Here is a 17,021-nt window from a genome sequence, read left to right on the forward strand (position 1 = left end):
GCCTGGCAACTCTGAAAAAACTGCCAAAGCCAGTCAAATTGCAAATAATCTTGCGGGCGAAGAAGATACATCTGACGTAAATAATTTGACTGTTCAAGAGTCAATTAAAGCGAAAGCCCAAGCAAATATTGAGAATATTGCAACATTCCAAAAAAGCAAAAAATGCAAAATCTAAAAATCACGGTAAAACCCATTTTGATTTTATGATGATGCCGTGTGCTTAAAATAATAAAACCCGCCTATTGAACGATCCCCCATGAAAGCAGTCAGTTCAAAAAAGCGGGTTTTATTCTAAATATAATTAACTACCTTGTACTAAACGTCTCGCACTAATGATGCCGGGTTGTTGCTCTAAACGAGCCAACAAACGAGAGAGCTGTGCTAAACCTTTCACTTCAATCAGCAACTTCATATTGGCAATCCCATCCGCCTCAGAAATCGTATTGACCTGACGAATATTGATTTGATCAGAGAAAATCACTTGAGTGAGATCTTTGAGTAAACCACGGCGATCATAGGCCTCAACCACAATCTGAACGCTTTGTCCGCGTGTTGGTTGCATTTCCCAATCGGCTTCAACAGCACGCTCTGGTTCATGTGTCGTCATACGCACATAATCTGGACATGCGACTTTATGGATGCTCACCCCTCGATTTAAAGTGATATAACCACCAATCGATTCACCATGCACGGGCTGACAACACTGTGCTATATGCAATTCCACATTGTCCAAACCATCAATCAAGATACCGTGTGCCGATAATGTATGGCTTGCACGTGGATTTAATGCTGGTTTTAACACCAGCTCTGGTTCATCTTGATCTAAATGCATTTGACGATTTACTTGGTTCATCAACGCATGCAGACTAATGTCACCACTCACCAATGCAACCAAAATATCATCACCTGACTTCAGGTTAAAATGAGATGAGTAATCGTTTAAATCAATACTTTTTGGATGAATAGCCAGACGAGCGAGCTCTTTATTGAGCAACTCACGTCCTACTTCGACGTTCTTGCTGCGATCTTGCTGTCTAAACCAATGACGCAATTTATCTCGCGCACGAGCTGTTTTGATATAACCTAAAGAGTTAACCAACCAATCTCGATTTGGCTCACGGTCTTTTTTGGTTAAGATCTCAACTTGCTCACCTGTTTTTAAAGTATAAGTCAGTGGCACATAACGCTGGTTTACACGTGCTGCATAGCATTTGTTTCCAACTTCAGTATGGACGTGATATGCAAAGTCAAGCACAGTCGAGCCGCGCGGTAACTCTTTAATGTCCCCATCACGACTAAACACATAAATCTTTTCAAAATTTTCAAAATCTTGAATTTGATCGATACCATTCGACTCATCATCTTCAGCATGTGGCGTAGTTTCAGTTCGCTCCTGATAATGCTCAAGTACAGCGCGAAGTGAATGCAATCGATCATTAAAAGAATGATCCGTATTTTTCGCACCTTCTTTGTAGTTGAAATGAGAACAAACTCCCAATTCAGCTTCTTCATGCATCTCAAAAGTACGAATTTGAACTTCGAGCGATTTGTTTTCAGCAATCACTGCAGTATGCAAAGACCGATAGCCATTGGCTTTCGGGTTAGTCACATAATCATCAAACTGGTTGGGAATGTGTCGCCATAACTGATGTACGATCCCTAAAGCATGGTAACAATCTGGTACCGTTTTTAATAATACCCGCACTGCACGAATATCGTAAAGCTGGTCAAAGCTAAGATTTTTGCTTTTCATTTTTCGATAAATCGAATAAATGTGCTTCACTCGCCCCGTGATTTCAGCATGAATATCATAAGCATCCAGTTCGGTTTTAAGCTTATCAATCACAAACTGAATATACTGTTCACGCTCTAAACGTTTTTCATTGAGCAAAGAAGCAATTTCTTTGTATCGTTCTGGCGCTAAATAGCGAAAAGCGAGATCTTCTAGTTCCCATTTTAGTTGGGCGATTCCTAAACGATGTGCAAGTGGAGAATAAATCGTTAAAATTTCACGTGCAACACGTTCTTGACGCTCTTTGCTTGCAGTTGCCAACTCACGTAAAGCATAAGTTCGCTCTGCCAGTTTAATCAGCACCACACGTACATCTTCTGTCACAGAAATCAACATTTTATAAATGCCGTTTAGATGTTCACGTTGATTATTATTAAAATGATCTTCTAGACGCTTATTTTTTTCAATCAGCTCCGATAGCTTACCCATTGCAAGCGTGCCTTTTACTAGACCCAGAACTTGCTCGCCAAACTCTCGCTGAATATCCTCTAAGGTGATCAGTCCTTCACGTACACTTCGATATAATACTGCCGCTGACAACGTATCTTCATCTACATGTAAATGCGCCAAAATATCCGCCATACCAATACCGATACTGAAGGTGTTGGTATGATGATTAACCGTGCTTTCAAACTCTTTTTGTAAGGTAAGCTCTGCAACCCGTTGTAGCTGCTTCAGCTCAGCCCCATCCAAGATATCACGCACTCGATCTAGCCAAGATACTAGACTACTTTGCGCTTCAGCGGCATGTTCTACAGTCGCTTCCTCAGACAACTCATGGAGTCGTCCAGGTAACTGTTCACGTACTGTGACCATACCATTCTCCTCTGGATATGTAACTCATGTTCTAATCGTTTATCTCTTAAATTTTATCAGACTCATTTTTTTCAAATAAGGCAATAGATTCAACATGTTCAGTATGGGTAAACATATCCATTACCGCAGCTTTTTTAAGCTGATAACCATGTTGTGCCAGTACACCTGCATCCCTTGCCAGTGTTGAAGGATTACATGAAACATAAACAATTCTATTTGCTCCGAAGCTCGGTACATATTGCATCACCTCAAAAGCACCCGATCGCGGAGGATCAATTAATAATGCATCAAATCCTTGTTTCGCCCAAGGATGATGTGAAAAGTCTTTTGTTAAATCTTGTGAAAAAAAGATAGCTTGGTTCAACGAATTTGCTTTCGCATTTTCAGTTGCACGCAATACCATTTCATCACTTGCCTCAACACCTATCACCTGACCAGTATCTCCTACACATCGTGCTAAAGGTAGAGAAAAGTTGCCTAATCCACAAAATAGATCAAGCACACGTTCCCCTTCCTTTAACTGTAGCAATTCACATGCCAACTGAATCATTCGTGCATTTACCGCACTATTCACTTGGGTAAAATCCAATGGTGAAAATGCAAAACGAATGTCGAAATCATCTAAATGATAGTGTAACCGCATTGGTGCTTGCACATCGTCGACCCGATGTAAACTATCAGCGCCTCTGGGTTGTAAATACAACTGCCACTGTCTTTGTAACGCAAATTGACGCAAATGGTTGACATCCGACACATTTAATTCTTCCAAGTGGCGAATTAATAACGCAACTTCGTGATCCCCCATCGCCAACTCAACATGACCAATGTGTGCTTTGGCCATCAAGCCTTCAAGACACTTTCTCAACTCAGGTATCGCATCAGATAAAGTCTGATCCAATACCTTGCACTGGTGAATGGTTGTTAAATGATTACTGTGATGCTCTCTAAACCCCATGACCAAACGATCTTGTCGCGGAATATACCGCACACCAATTCGGGCACGACGACGGTAATCTATTTTGCTAGAACGAATTGGTGTTAACCATTGTTCAGGTTGTAGACCAGCAAAATGCTGTAAATGCGATTGCAATACATTTTGCTTCAACAAAATTTGTTCGTCAGGATGAATATGTTGCAAGCTACAGCCACCACATATCCCAAAATGCGGGCAAATTGGTTCTACCCGCCCAGTAGCGGCCTCACCTTCTAGTTTCAGCATTTCTGCTTCTTCTAGACGCGTGGTTTGGTGGGTAATTTTCGCTTGAACCGTTTCACCCACCAAGGCATTGCGAATAAAAACTTTCTTACCCTGTTTTTCTTTAGGATGGTCAGGGTGAGTTCCATAGTGCGCAATACCACGACCTTCATGTGAAAAAGCTTCCACTTTGAAGGTATAAATTGGCTGATGAGCCTGGCGCTGTTTCGCTTTATGTTTCAAAAGATGAACCTAATTTTTGGGCGCAAACGTCGGTGCGGTAAATACAGTATATTGCGATGTTTGGCGCCATACTTGTAAAAAATCTGATTGTTGCGTTTGCGTTTGTAAATAATCAATGGTTGACTGAATAAACTGCTGATGATCTAGTTGATTTAACTGACCTTTTAGTAAAAGCCAACGCAAATAAACCAACCAAGTATTCAGTACATCACCCTCACAATAACTGGTTAATTTTAACCAATTATTGTTACGTACATATTCTGGCACACGATAACCAGACTCACCACGCTTTCCAGGAAAACCGAGCAAGCAAGCAATATCATCTAATTTCTGGAAATTTCGACCATTAAACATGGCCATCACATCCATCAAGTCGACATGTCGATGATGATATCGGTTTTGGTAGTTATTAAACCGCTTCTGATTGTCGATTTCGCCTTGATCAAACAAACTTGGGGCAGATAGTCCGTGATACATCGCTCGAAATAAAATGACAGGCAAATCAAACTGAGAACCGTTCCAACTCACAAGAGTTGGCTGTTTTTTATCAAAAATCGATAAGAATTTTGCCAGCATCTCAGCTTCAGTATTTTGCTCTTGGCTAAATGAAAATAAACGAAAGCCTTTTTCATCGATCCACAAACCAGAAATGCATACAATTTCGTGCAAAGGTAACCGTTGAAAATCCATCCCTGATTCTTGACGGCGAATCTTGGTCAAGGCCTGCTCGACATCAGACTCAGGTAAATCAAGATGATATAAATGAGCACCAGCTTTTAAATCAGTGAGCGTTTCAATATCAAACACTAAAATCGGAAAACGTAAGCTCATTTTCAAAACTTCCTCAGAAAACTGAAGAATTCTCTCTTTTTAATAGAGAGCTTGGGCGCAATTTTATTCATCATCTTTTACTGAGAATAAACCCGTTGATAAATAACGATCTCCACGATCACAAATAATGCAGACAATTACAGCATCTGGATTTTCTTCAGCAATTTTAATAGATGCCCAGACCGCACCACCAGACGATGTCCCTGCACTAATCCCTTCACTACGAGCCAGTTTACGCATGGTACGCTCTGCTTCAATTTGTGGAATATCAATAATACGATCGACTCGACTACGATCAAAAATCGTTGGTAAATATGCCTCTGGCCAACGACGAATCCCTGCAATACTTGAACCATCTGAAGGCTGTAAGCCCACAATTTGAATCTCAGGATTTTGTTCTTTTAAATATTTAGACACCCCCATGATGGTGCCCGTGGTTCCCATTGAGCTGACAAAATGGGTAATTTTCCCGCCCGTTTGTTTCCAAATCTCAGGCCCCGTAGTCAGATAATGTGCTTCCACATTATCTGGATTACCAAACTGATTTAAAACATAACCCTGACCATCAGCCTGCATTTGCAAAGCCAAATCTCGAGCTCCTTCCATGCCTTGTTGCTGAGTAACTTCGATTAACTCTGCTCCATAAGCTGACATAGCATCTTTACGCTCTTGGCTCATGTTATTCGGCATGATCAGTTTCATTTTATAACCACGCATAGCTGAAACCATCGCCAAAGCAATTCCTGTATTACCGCTGGTTGCTTCAATCAAGGTATCACCCGGTTTAATTTGACCGCGTTTTTCTGCCTGAATAATCATGTTATAGGCAGGTCGATCTTTCACTGAACCTGCTGGGTTATTGCCTTCTAACTTCGCTAACACCGTGGCTTGAGTATGACTTGCTAAACGCTGTAAACGCACCAATGGTGTTTTACCCACATATTCATCTAGTAAAAATTCATCTGCTAAAAAATCTGGTTGCGTATTGGTCATGATCGACACCGATATCAAGGTGGCGTCTATTGTATGAAAAAAAACACAAGACTGCATCTTTTCCCACTGCTTTTTATAGTGAGATAAATGCTAGCCTGTTTAAAGCATGCTAAGATATTTTGCAGAATGATAAGTCTGACCCAACTATGTCAAATTTCAATAAAACTCTTTCTAAACGTTTACGGCTCAATCATGCCTATGGACAGCTGATCGCGCTGATTCTGGTTCCGATTGCGATTTTGACAGGCGTAGGCATTTTGTGGGTTTTATCTGAAACAACCAATGCCGCGAAACAACAACAAAATGCAGAAGCATCTGCGATTTTGGCGCGTTATCATCAAACAGCAAACGAACTACTTCACTTGGTCGAAGAACAACCCGATCAATATGACCGTGCTCAAAACCTGTTTCAAAAAATGTTTGATGAAAAAAACCTACAACGTGCGGTTTTAATTGACAATAAAGGACAGACTTATTTAACCATTGGTTATCAGAATAATCGTTACTGGCCTAACTTTCCGAAAAACAGTGATTTTTTTGGCCCTATTTCCCACAATCACAATAGTATTTATGGCTCTAAGCTGGATAGTGAAAATCCAAATTCTGTTTGGTTGATGATTGAGTTAAATAATCATCCACTCGAACTTGCGCGTTATAAAATCTTATTATCACTCGTCGCAACGGGATTGATCACCTTATTAATACTGTTATTTTGTCTAAATGTTTTCTCTCGTCGCTGGCTAGCACCGCTATACGAAATTCGTATGCAAATGCAGCGTCTAAATGCAGACACTTTAGATCAACATATTGTGGTTAATAGCACAGGTGAATTGCGCTTACTGCAACGTGATATCGCCAATGTCGTCAAACGACTTCATTTTAGTTTTTTAGAGCTTAAAGAACATACTGAACAGACTGAAGAAGATCTACGTCGCACCTTAGATACTTTAGAAGTTCAGAATATTACTTATCGCCAAGCACGCGACCAAGCCATTTCATCTAACCAATCTAAATCCGTTTTCTTGGCCAATATCAGCCATGAATTACGCACACCGCTCAACAGTATCGATGGATTTATCCATTTATTGTTACGCCAACAAAATTTAAGTAACGAACAGAACCTCTACCTGCAAACGATTCGGAAATCTTCTGCTCATTTATTGGCGTTAATTAATGATGTACTCGATTTTTCTAAAATTGATGCCGGTAAACTTGAGCTCGAGACCGCACCCTTTGATCTCGAAGAAGCCATTTTCGATGTGATGGATATGTTGTCACCTTTGGCAGCACAAAAACACATTAATATGGCATTCTACTATGCAGAAAATATCCCGCAGCACGTGGTGGGTGATGCATTACGCTTTAAACAAATCCTGACCAATCTGATTTCCAACGCAATCAAGTTCACTCCTGACGGTGAGATTATTGTGCGTGTTCGCATGGAAGATGATGACATTGGTCAGTGTTTATTGCATTTCAGTGTGCAAGACAGTGGAATTGGTTTAAGTGGTACCGATCGCAAGAAATTATTTGAATCATTCTCACAAGGCGATGCATCGGTTACTCGCCAGTTTGGCGGTACTGGACTAGGTTTAGCGATCTCGAAACAATTAGTACATCTAATGCGTGGTCAAATCGGCTTTGAAGACAACCAAGAACGTGCGCCTACCGAAAAAGGTTCAACTTTCTGGTTCACCGCAGCATTTAAAGTTGAAGAAGAAGATGCTTTCGTTGAACATCCTCGTTTTGATCATCTACAAGTGGTTTCTTATTTAGCGCATCCAGCGACTGCAAGCGTACTGCGCCTCTATCTTGAAAACTATCATGTTGCACATATTGAAACACAGTCAATTTTAGATTTATTTAGCCGTCTCAATCATTTAAATCAACAAGAAAACACGTGGTTAATTGTGGATCATAGTGGTGATACCGAAGCCTTATTAAAAGAAATTCGTCAACGTTATCATGGCAATTTAGCGGTTTATGGTTATCAAATGAGCCTTGATCCAAGCATGCTCAATGAATATCGTGCTCGCCCAATCTATCAACCATTAAGCCGTCGCGAGCTTATTCAGCTCTTAGCAAATCAGCCAATTTTCGAACAAGAGCCTGAAGACTTCAATGGTCAAGGGTTGCATGTCTTAGCTGTCGATGATCATTTACCAAATTTGATTGTCTTAGAAGCATTACTAGGCGAACTCAATGTAACCACCACCAAAGCATTGAGCGGGCAAAAAGCGATTGATCTGATTCAAGAGCGAATTGAACAGAAGTCTCCCCCATTTGATCTAGTATTTATGGATATTCAAATGCCTGTGATGTCAGGCATTGATACCACGCGTGCCATTCGATCACTCGAATCAAAGCTGGATACGGGTATGCAACTTCCAATCATTGCCTTAACTGCGCACGCCTTGGCAGATGAGAAACAAAAGTTACTTAAAGTCGGCATGAATGATTATGTAACCAAACCAATTCAAATGGAACAAATCATTCAGATCCTCACCCAATGGACCAAGAATAATTTTAGTTCACAGCCAACCACCACCGAAACAAAACGCCCAATCGAGTCAATTGATCCTCAAATCTTAAATTGGCAACAAAGTATTCAACTCGCTGCTAACAAAGAAGATTTAGCGCAAGATTTATTAGGTATGTTGGTGGATAGTTTTGATACCGAGCTAAATGAAATGCAACAGCTGATTGAGGTCGAGGATTTTCCTCAACTTGAGCATGTTTTACATCGTCTCTATGGCGCGACGCGTTATGTAGGCACGCCAACCCTGCAAAGAATTGCCGGTGAGTTTGAACAATTTGTTTCTACCTTACGCAAAGAACGACGCAAGGCGGATGATGTATTTATTCGGGAAACCAATCATCGCTTTAATGAGCTTAATGCCGCTATTGAACAAGTTAGGCAAGCAGCAAATCTCGTCTTGAACGGACACGACAACTAAGATGACTGTCGTGTCATGTTTCATGACAAAAACTCATGCTATGCTGCCAATCATCAAACACAATAAGAGTATGACCAATGGCACTTTTACGCGTTGAAAAGAACAATGGAATCGCAACAGTTTCGTTAAATCGTCCAGACAAACGCAATGCGATGTGTTTTGCATTACTAAAAGAATTGGTCTCAACAGCTAAAAAAATTGAAAAGGATCGCTCTATTCGCTGTGTCATTTTAACAGGTGAAGCACAGGTCTTCAGTGCAGGTATCGATTTATCCGACCTAAACAACCCAAAAAACACCGCATTTGCGGCATGGGAACTGATCAAACCTGGACAAAGCCTATTCCAAAAAGCTTTTCTGATTTGGCAAAACCTACCTATCCCTGTTATTGCAGCAATTGAAGGATATTGCTTCGGTGCAGGCATGCAACTTGCGCTTGCGGCAGACATCCGGATCGCAACACCCAAAACACAAATGTCGATTATGGAAAGTCGCTGGGGACTTGTGCCCGACATGGGCTTAACACGTTCACTCAAAGGGCTTATTGGGGTTGACTTAGCCAAAGAGCTTACTCTCACTGCTCGGATTTTTGATGCTAAATATGCCAAAGAAATCGGCTTAGTGACGCACTTGGATACAGATCCTCTCGCCAAAGCCAATGTCATCGCTCAAGAGATGTTGCAACGCTCACCAGATGCATTGATGGCAGCAAAACGTGTTTTAGACGCGATGGAGCATCAACCAGAAAAGGCTCTCCGTTTAGAAAAACTTTGGCAACTCAAACTACTATTAGGCAAGAACAGTGCGCTTGCGCGTAAGAAAGATAAGAACCCTGAAATTGAGTTTTTACCAAGACAATATAAATAGACGTTGAGAAGCTTATGAGTGGGGGCATTCGGCACGCTCCCGCAAATAGACTCAAAACAGCACAGGCTATAAATATGATACTTGATCAAAGAACTCCCATCGCTTTCTTAGGTATGGGTTTAATGGGCACGCGTATGGCAGCCCGACTGCTTCAAGCAGGCTACTCAGTTGCTGTTTGGAATCGTAACCTACTTGCATGTGAAGCATTGATTCAACAAGGTGCAACCGCCTTAACTTTAGAAGAAATTGGCAACTACCCTGTCATTTTGACCTGTTTAGCGGATGATCAAGCCGTTCAAAGCGTTTTTAACCAGTTCCAGCCTCACCTAAAAGCTCAACAAATCATTGTCGACTTTTCGAGTTTATCTGTTGCAGCAACACACCACCTTGCAACTACAGCACAACAACAACACGTTATATGGATTGACTCCCCAGTATCTGGTGGAACCACAGGTGCAGAGCAAGGTACTTTAGTAATTTTTGCAGGTGGCGATGCCAAAACAATTCAGCAGCTCGAACCAATCTACTCAGTACTCTCCCAGCGTGTTACCCGAATGGGCGAATCTGGTACAGGGCAAGCCACGAAGATTTGCAATCAGTTGATTGTTGCAGCCAACAGTACGCTGATTGCGGAAGCAGTTGCACTTGCAGAGCAAGCAGGTGTAGATACCCGTTTGCTCGCCCCTGCGCTTGCAGGGGGGTTTGCTGATTCCAAACCCTTTCAGATTCTTGCACCGCGTATGGCAACACATGTGTTTGAACCTGTGCAATGGAAAGTCCAAACATTATCTAAAGACTTAAACAATGCGTTACAACTCGCGCAAAGTTTTAACCTAAAGATACCTGTTGCACAAAAAGCCTTAGCACAGTTACAAGCGCACCAACAAAATGGCTTTGCTGAGAAGGATTTAGCCACTATCATCAAACTTATAGAATAATAATTAATGCTTCATGGAGTTTGATATGAGCCATCTTGCAGTCAATTTATCGATGATTTTTACAGAAGTGCCACTCATCGAACGTTTTGCATTGGCACACGCACACGGATTTCAACATGTCGAAATCCAATTCCCTTATGAACTTGAAATATTTGATATACAAGCACAACTTAACCAATACAACCTATCACTTTGCCTGATCAATGCACCTGCAGGTGATCTAATGCAAGGGGGTAATGGCTTAGCAGGTGTGCCTGGTTTAGAAACCACATTTCACCAAGCGCTTGAGCTTGCAATCAGTTATGCAACCGCATTAAATGTTCCGCGTATCAATATCTTGGCTGGCAAACAACCTTTGGATGCAGATTTATTGCCATGCTTAAATACACTTGCCAGCAACTTAAAACTGGCTTGTCATATGTTGACTGAACATCATATTGAACCTGTTTTTGAAATGATTAATGGCACAGATATGCCACGTTTTTTAATTCAGAACATTGCTCAAGGTCAAGAAATGTTAGAAGCAGTAAATCACCCAGCGTTGAAAATGCAATATGATTGTTACCACATGGCAATGATGGGCGAAGATGTGTTGGCGGGGTTACAAGAAAATATTCATCAAATTGGACACATCCAATTTGCGGATTGTCCGAGTCGTCATGAGCCTGATACTGGAAATATCCCCTATAAACAAATCTTTGACTGGTTATTACAAAGTGATTATCAAGGAATAATTGCGGCTGAATACAGACCAAAAGAGCATTCAGATCAATCATTTGCATGGAAACAGAAGTATTTTTCCAATGATGTGAATACATAAACTGTTACGGCTAAAATTTGAGTTTTTTTGTTAAAAACGGTATATTTGAGGATGAGCAATTGTCAGGAAAATATACCCTCTATGAATTTAGAACCATCGCCCAGCGCTTCTAATTCTCACGACCTAAAAATCACAACATCAAACAAAGATGTACACGCTTGCTTAAAAGTGGTACATGAAGCCCTCACTGATGTAAAAGCCAAAGATATTTTAGAACTTGATGTAAGTTCTATTAGCAATGTCGCTGATGCAATTGTAATTGCTAGCGGTACTTCAACTCGTCATGTCAAAGCCCTTGCTGACAATGTTGCTGATGAAGCACGTAAAGCAGGTTTTCGTCCGATTGGTGTCGAAGGTGAACGAGATGCCGAATGGATCTTAATTGACTTAGGTCACGTTGTAGTTCACGTCATGTTACCTACTGCTCGTAAGTTTTATGACCTTGAAAGTTTATGGCGTACACCTGAATCTGTTGCCTAATCCCTGAGACACAAAAAAGCGATCTATTAAAGATCGCTTTTTTAATTTTTAAAGTTCAGATTTTCTTTTACATACATATTTTATTGCTCAATCGTGTCTCTTCTTCCCTCTCGAATAACTTCAAACATTATCCCAGACATATTTTTCCTCATTTTTTCTACTTCCATCCTTTTCAGCCCATCAATTAACTTTAGTTGCTCTTTACTTATATCTTTATAGTTTTCACCCGCCAAGTTCTTTATATCAAACGTGTCCATCAATTGCTGCTCTTCTTGTCTACACTCATAAAAAGTATATTCAACAATAGCTTTTTCATCCTTATTCATTTTTATTTGGGGCTCAACTTTTTGCATTAAACAATTTGCATATTTTTCACTAGCTTCTTCAAGAGGCTCTGCTAAGACCATAGAAGAAAAAGAAAAAGAAATAAATGAGATCACGAAAAATATTGTTCTTTTGATCACCCGAACCCCTTAAAATAATTTAAATATGTCCTTGAACACTATCATCCTTAGTATCTAATTAAAACAAAAAATATCTAAGGTAGCCTTCTCAAATTTTCAACGACTAACTTCGCACCACCCAAGCAGAAATCAATCCTACATAAATTTATTCACATCAAAAGAAAATCACCTCTCCTCACTCCAAAATTGACATGACAAATTGTCATATTTAAGACATTATAGAATCGCTTTAAACTCAATCGATAAAAAGTCATAACTGGAGTGAACGAAGTGAAAATTTTAATTACTGGTGCTAACACAGGAATTGGTTTTGCGACCGCTGAACAACTGATTAAACAAGATCAACATGTCATTTTAGCTTGTCGCAACCCACAAAAGGCTAAAGAAGCACAAGACAGATTACGTGCGTTAAACCAAGGTCAAGTTGACGTAGTATCACTTGACTTAAATAGCCTCGAAAATACAAGTAAAGCAGCCGATGAAATTGCAGATCGTTATGGCAATCTAGATATATTAATCAATAATGCTGGGCTTTTTTCCAAAACCAAACAGCTCACTCACGATGGCTTTGAGCAGCAATTTGGGGTGAACTACCTCGGACATTTTCTATTTACCCAAAAGCTACTTCCTGTACTAAAACAAGCACCCCAAGCACGAATTATCCATCTCGCATCCATTGCGCATTGGGCAGGGTCAATTAAGCCTAATAAATTTCGCGCTGAAGGTTTTTACAATCCTTTGTTTTATTATGGTCAATCTAAACTTGCCAATCTCCTATTTAGCAATGCACTAGCTGAGCAAATGGCCGGCACCAGCATTACCAATAATGCATTGCATCCTGGCGGTGTTGCATCTGATATCTATAGAGAACTGCCAAAACCTATTTATGAAGTCATGAAAATCGGTTTAGTCCCCACTTCTGTTCCTGCAAAGCTGATTACTCAAATGGCGATTGGAGATAGCTGGGCCAACCGTAATGGCGAATATGTTAGTGCACATATGCCAGACTGGAGATCTCCTCATGCTAAAAACCAACAGCTTGCCCGTGATCTCTATGCTCAATCTATGGATTTTGTAGAAAAGTATCTTTAAACGATTAGAACGAAATAAAAAAGCCACCCGAGGGTGGCTTTTACAATCCTGATAAGGTCAGATTAGTGACCACCACCATTGATTGCTTTCGTCATATCTTCAACAACTTTCTTCGCATCACCAAAGACCATCATGGTTTTTTCATTGTAGAACAAGTCGTTGTCTAGACCAGCATAACCTGTTGCCATAGAACGCTTGATCACCATGATCGTACGAGCTTTATGTGCTTCAAGGATCGGCATACCATAAATTGGTGAGCTTGGATCATCTTTCGCAGCTGGGTTTACAACGTCATTTGCACCGATTACAAGTACAACGTCAGTTGCCGGGAAGTCAGAGTTGATTTCATCCATTTCTAAAATGTCTTCATATGCAACATCAGCTTCAGCTAACAATACGTTCATGTGACCAGGCATACGACCAGCAACTGGGTGAATCGCAAAACGTACTTTCACACCTTGCTCTTTTAAGATTTCACACAGCTCTTTTACCGCATTTTGTGCACGGCCTTGCGCCATACCGTAACCCGGTACAATCACAACGCTATCAGCATTTGACATCAAGAAGCCAGCATCATCCGCAGAACCTGAACGATAGTTACGTTGCACTTGCTCACCTTTGTCAGCAGCAACCGCAGTACCACCCATCGCACCACCAAACAATACGTTGATGATCGAACGGTTCATTGCTTTACACATGATGTAAGACAGAATCGCACCAGAAGAACCTACAAGTGAACCCGCAACGATCAACATGTTGTTTTCAAGTGTGAAACCAATACCTGCTGCAGCCCAACCAGAGAATGAGTTTAAGAGTGATACCACAACTGGCATATCACCACCGCCCACTGGCGCAATCCACATCCAACCAAATGCAAGTGCAAATAGTGTCATGATATAGAATGCTGTTAAGCTATCCGTTGCGAAGTAGATACCACCAAATACAAGCATTGCAATAAATAATGCAGCTTGAACAGGCTTCACCCATGCACCAGAGATTGTTTTAGCCCATTTCTTCGCAGCCAATTTACCGTAAGCAAATACCGATGCAGTAAAGGTAATCGCACCAATGAAACAACCTACAAATAATTCAAAGCGATAAGTACTACTAAAACCAACGAAAGCTGAGTGACCTTGTGCCACCATTGCATCGTTCACCAATACAAGCTGTTCTGCATCATATTGACCGAAGTGTGCAGCTTTTAATACGGTTGCGATTGCAATCAATACTGCAGCCAAACCAACCAAGGAGTGCATCAATGCAACCATTTCTGGCATTTGTGTCATAGGAACTGCACGTGCTTTAGCGATACCGATTACCGCACCAGCAGCCATTGCAACACCGATCATCCATACCACTGGACCTTCAGCAACGAAGAATGTTGTCAATACGGCGATTGCCATGGCAACCATCCCGTAGCGGCTACCTGCAATTGCAGTCTTAGGGCCAGACAAACCACGTAAAGTTAGGATAAAGAGGACAGCACCTACTAGGTAGAACCAATCCGCATAATCTCGAATAAATTCCATCGCTTAGCCCTCTTTTTTCTTTTGCTTTGGTTTAAACATTTCCAGCATACGAGCTGTTACAGCAAAACCACCAAAAATGTTAATGCTTGCAAGGAATACAGCGATTGCACCTAAAATACTAATCGGGTTGATGGTCTGAAAATGCACAGAACCTTCAACACCAAGAAATGGCAAACCAACTGTTTGAATCATTGCACCAACAACAATAATTGAAGACAAAGCATTCGTTACGGCCATAAGTGGTGTATGTAACGCAGGCGTTACACCCCAAACAACGTAATAACCTACGAAGATGGCAAGGACGAAAATTGTAATCGTTTCAACCATGAGAAATCTCCTTAACCACGCTTGAGCAGTACTTGACCGCCATGTGTCACGAGTAACGCTTTTTGGATTTCATCTTCTTGATTGATCGCAAAGCCTTTTTCTTTATCGAACAATGTTTCAAGGAAGTTGAATACGTTACGTGCATACAATGCAGATGCCTCTGTCGCAACTGTGCCTGGAATGTTTGGAATACCCAAAATTTTCACGCCATTTTCAGTAACAACAGTTTCGCCTTCTTTAGAACCTTCAACGTTACCGCCAGTTTCAACCGCCATATCTAAGATGACTGAACCTGGTTTCATTTTGGCAACGGTTTCAGCTTTGATCAGACGTGGTGCATTACGACCTGGAATCAATGCAGTCGTGATTACGATGTCAGCATTTGATACAGCTTTATCTACGATTGCAGCTTGATCTTTGATGTATTGCTCACCAGGCTGCCAACCATATCCACTTTTCGCAGCTTCAGCAGCACGTTGTTTTTCTTCATCGGACATTGGTACGTCTAACCATTTACCACCTAAAGACTCAACCTGCTCTTTTGCTGTCGGACGTAAGTCAGTTGCTTCCACAACTGCACCTAAACGTTTTGCGGTCGCAATCGCTTGTAGACCTGCAACACCAACCCCCATGATCACAACACGCGCAGGTTTTACGGTACCCGCAGCTGTCATTAACATTGGGAACATGCGCTGATATTCAGCCGCTGCCAACAATACAGATTTATAACCTGCCAAGTTTGCTTGAGAAGAAAGTACATCCATGTTTTGTGCACGTGAAAGTGTACGTGGAAGTAATTCCAAAGCAAAAGCAGACACTTGCTGTGTAGCAAACTGATCTAATTCTGGATTGCGGTAAGGGTCAAACATTGCTACTACAGTGGTATTAGCCGCAAGTTTTTGAATTTCGTCACCTTTCGGAGCACGTACCTTCAAAATAATTTGGCTACCTGTATATGCATCGTCCGTAATGGTTGCGCCAACTTGTTCATAAGCACTGTCAATATAGGCTGCTTTAACACCAGCACCACGTTCAATGACAATACTATGACCTGCGTTAATCAACTTCTTAACTGTCTCTGGTGTAGCAGCTACACGACTTTCACCTGCGACAGTTTCGGTTGGGATTCCGATCTGCATGAGCGTTCCTCAAGCTAGTTTTTCTTAAGTAAACATCGCGACTCGCAATGTTTCCCCCAGGAGTATTCTTTGTAGAGATTTTGGATTTTAATGGAACTTTTTTAAAATTCCACCCAATATTTATTTAATAAATACCTATATTTTGAACTGATGATTCACATTCGAATTTAAAACTTGTATGCTCAGCACGTTTGACTTTTGATAAAGCAAATGCTGATTGAGATAAGTTTTATATTCGAATCACTTGTCTTCAAGTCAATAAAGCTGGCTTACATTACGCATGTTTTAAAACATGATCACCAACCAAACTCTATAGTATTTATTCGCCTCTTTCCTTTTAAGCCCACCATCAGAGCACCAAGTGCACATGATTGATATATCAATATGATGATTTACAAGCTTTACAAATTGAGGACTTGATTTGGCATCATAATCATGCAATTTCGTAGTGGGATTGGCTTATTTGAACTTTTATTGGTCTTTTCGGCGACTTGTTTTACTGATTTTTCACTGTACGTAAATTTATAACTATTGAAAAC

The 17,021-nt window shown here is 40.9% G+C and carries 14 protein-coding genes; 6 read left to right on the forward strand and 8 right to left on the reverse strand.

All coding sequences use genetic code 11. The features are described 5' to 3' along the window. Nucleotides 1-301: 301 nt before the first annotated feature. The 4 genes from HMPREF0023_RS11470 to cysM all read right to left on the reverse strand — a co-directional run bounded on the left by HMPREF0023_RS11470 (nt 302) and on the right by cysM (nt 5,870). A complete protein-coding gene (locus HMPREF0023_RS11470) occupies nt 302-2,608 on the reverse strand; it encodes a RelA/SpoT family protein (protein ID WP_004637947.1) in 2,307 nt (768 codons plus the stop codon). Nucleotides 2,609-2,654: 46 nt separating this feature from the next. Beyond that, the gene (gene rlmD / locus HMPREF0023_RS11475; RefSeq protein ID WP_008942171.1) at nt 2,655-4,046 is read right to left on the reverse strand and encodes a 23S rRNA (uracil(1939)-C(5))-methyltransferase RlmD; all 1,392 of its coding nucleotides are present in this window, start codon (nt 4,044-4,046) and stop codon (nt 2,655-2,657) included. Between the two features lie 9 nt (nt 4,047-4,055). Then, nucleotides 4,056-4,877 carry a 3'-5' exonuclease gene (locus HMPREF0023_RS11480; RefSeq protein ID WP_004637945.1) on the reverse strand — a complete coding sequence of 274 codons (822 nt, stop codon included), beginning with the start codon at nt 4,875-4,877 and terminating at the stop codon, nt 4,056-4,058. A 63-nt stretch (nt 4,878-4,940) separates the two neighbouring features. Beyond that, on the reverse strand, nt 4,941-5,870 hold the full coding sequence (gene cysM, locus HMPREF0023_RS11485) for a cysteine synthase CysM (RefSeq protein ID WP_005085313.1): 930 nt from the start codon (nt 5,868-5,870) through the stop codon (nt 4,941-4,943). A 146-nt stretch (nt 5,871-6,016) separates the two neighbouring features. Here cysM and HMPREF0023_RS11490 point away from each other — a divergent pair, with 146 nt between their 5' ends. The 5 genes from HMPREF0023_RS11490 (at nt 6,017) to rsfS (ending at nt 11,931) form a co-directional block, all read left to right on the forward strand. Beyond that, on the forward strand, nt 6,017-8,827 hold the full coding sequence (locus HMPREF0023_RS11490) for an ATP-binding protein (RefSeq protein ID WP_008942172.1): 2,811 nt from the start codon (nt 6,017-6,019) through the stop codon (nt 8,825-8,827). Nucleotides 8,828-8,904: 77 nt separating this feature from the next. After that, nucleotides 8,905-9,693 carry a crotonase/enoyl-CoA hydratase family protein gene (locus HMPREF0023_RS11495; RefSeq protein WP_008942173.1) on the forward strand — a complete coding sequence of 263 codons (789 nt, stop codon included), beginning with the start codon at nt 8,905-8,907 and terminating at the stop codon, nt 9,691-9,693. 74 nt (nt 9,694-9,767) lie between these two features. Further along, nucleotides 9,768-10,631, forward strand: a complete 864-nt coding sequence (locus HMPREF0023_RS11500) for an NAD(P)-dependent oxidoreductase (RefSeq protein ID WP_017396601.1) — start codon at nt 9,768-9,770, stop codon at nt 10,629-10,631. 25 nt (nt 10,632-10,656) lie between these two features. After that, the gene (locus HMPREF0023_RS11505) at nt 10,657-11,451 is read left to right on the forward strand and encodes a hydroxypyruvate isomerase family protein (protein ID WP_005085320.1); all 795 of its coding nucleotides are present in this window, start codon (nt 10,657-10,659) and stop codon (nt 11,449-11,451) included. An 81-nt stretch (nt 11,452-11,532) separates the two neighbouring features. Then, nucleotides 11,533-11,931, forward strand: coding sequence for a ribosome silencing factor (rsfS, locus tag HMPREF0023_RS11510; protein WP_004637939.1), 399 nt, complete (start codon nt 11,533-11,535; stop codon nt 11,929-11,931). A gap of 80 nt (nt 11,932-12,011) precedes the next feature. Here the strand turns inward: rsfS and HMPREF0023_RS11515 are convergent, their stop codons facing one another. Next, nucleotides 12,012-12,395, reverse strand: coding sequence for a hypothetical protein (locus HMPREF0023_RS11515; protein ID WP_017396600.1), 384 nt, complete (start codon nt 12,393-12,395; stop codon nt 12,012-12,014). Between the two features lie 270 nt (nt 12,396-12,665). On the opposite strand from HMPREF0023_RS11515, the gene HMPREF0023_RS11520 reads away from it, so the two are divergent. Then, a complete protein-coding gene (locus HMPREF0023_RS11520) occupies nt 12,666-13,487 on the forward strand; it encodes an SDR family NAD(P)-dependent oxidoreductase (RefSeq protein WP_017396599.1) in 822 nt (273 codons plus the stop codon). 62 nt (nt 13,488-13,549) lie between these two features. Here the strand turns inward: HMPREF0023_RS11520 and HMPREF0023_RS11525 are convergent, their stop codons facing one another. Genes HMPREF0023_RS11525 through HMPREF0023_RS11535 form a run of 3 tightly spaced genes read right to left on the reverse strand, consistent with a single transcriptional unit; the run spans nt 13,550 to nt 16,482 of the window. Beyond that, on the reverse strand, nt 13,550-15,016 hold the full coding sequence (locus HMPREF0023_RS11525; RefSeq protein ID WP_004637936.1) for an NAD(P)(+) transhydrogenase (Re/Si-specific) subunit beta: 1,467 nt from the start codon (nt 15,014-15,016) through the stop codon (nt 13,550-13,552). Between the two features lie 3 nt (nt 15,017-15,019). Then, entirely contained in the window at nt 15,020-15,343 is a 324-nt protein-coding gene (locus tag HMPREF0023_RS11530; RefSeq protein WP_004637935.1) for a proton-translocating transhydrogenase family protein, read from the reverse strand. 11 nt (nt 15,344-15,354) lie between these two features. Continuing rightward, nucleotides 15,355-16,482 (reverse strand): Re/Si-specific NAD(P)(+) transhydrogenase subunit alpha, encoded by a 1,128-nt coding sequence (locus tag HMPREF0023_RS11535; RefSeq protein ID WP_005085324.1) that lies wholly within the window; start codon nt 16,480-16,482, stop codon nt 15,355-15,357. Nucleotides 16,483-17,021 lie beyond the last annotated feature (539 nt).

This window comes from Acinetobacter sp. ATCC 27244, from assembly GCF_000156555.1.
Lineage (GTDB): Bacteria > Pseudomonadota > Gammaproteobacteria > Pseudomonadales > Moraxellaceae > Acinetobacter > Acinetobacter haemolyticus.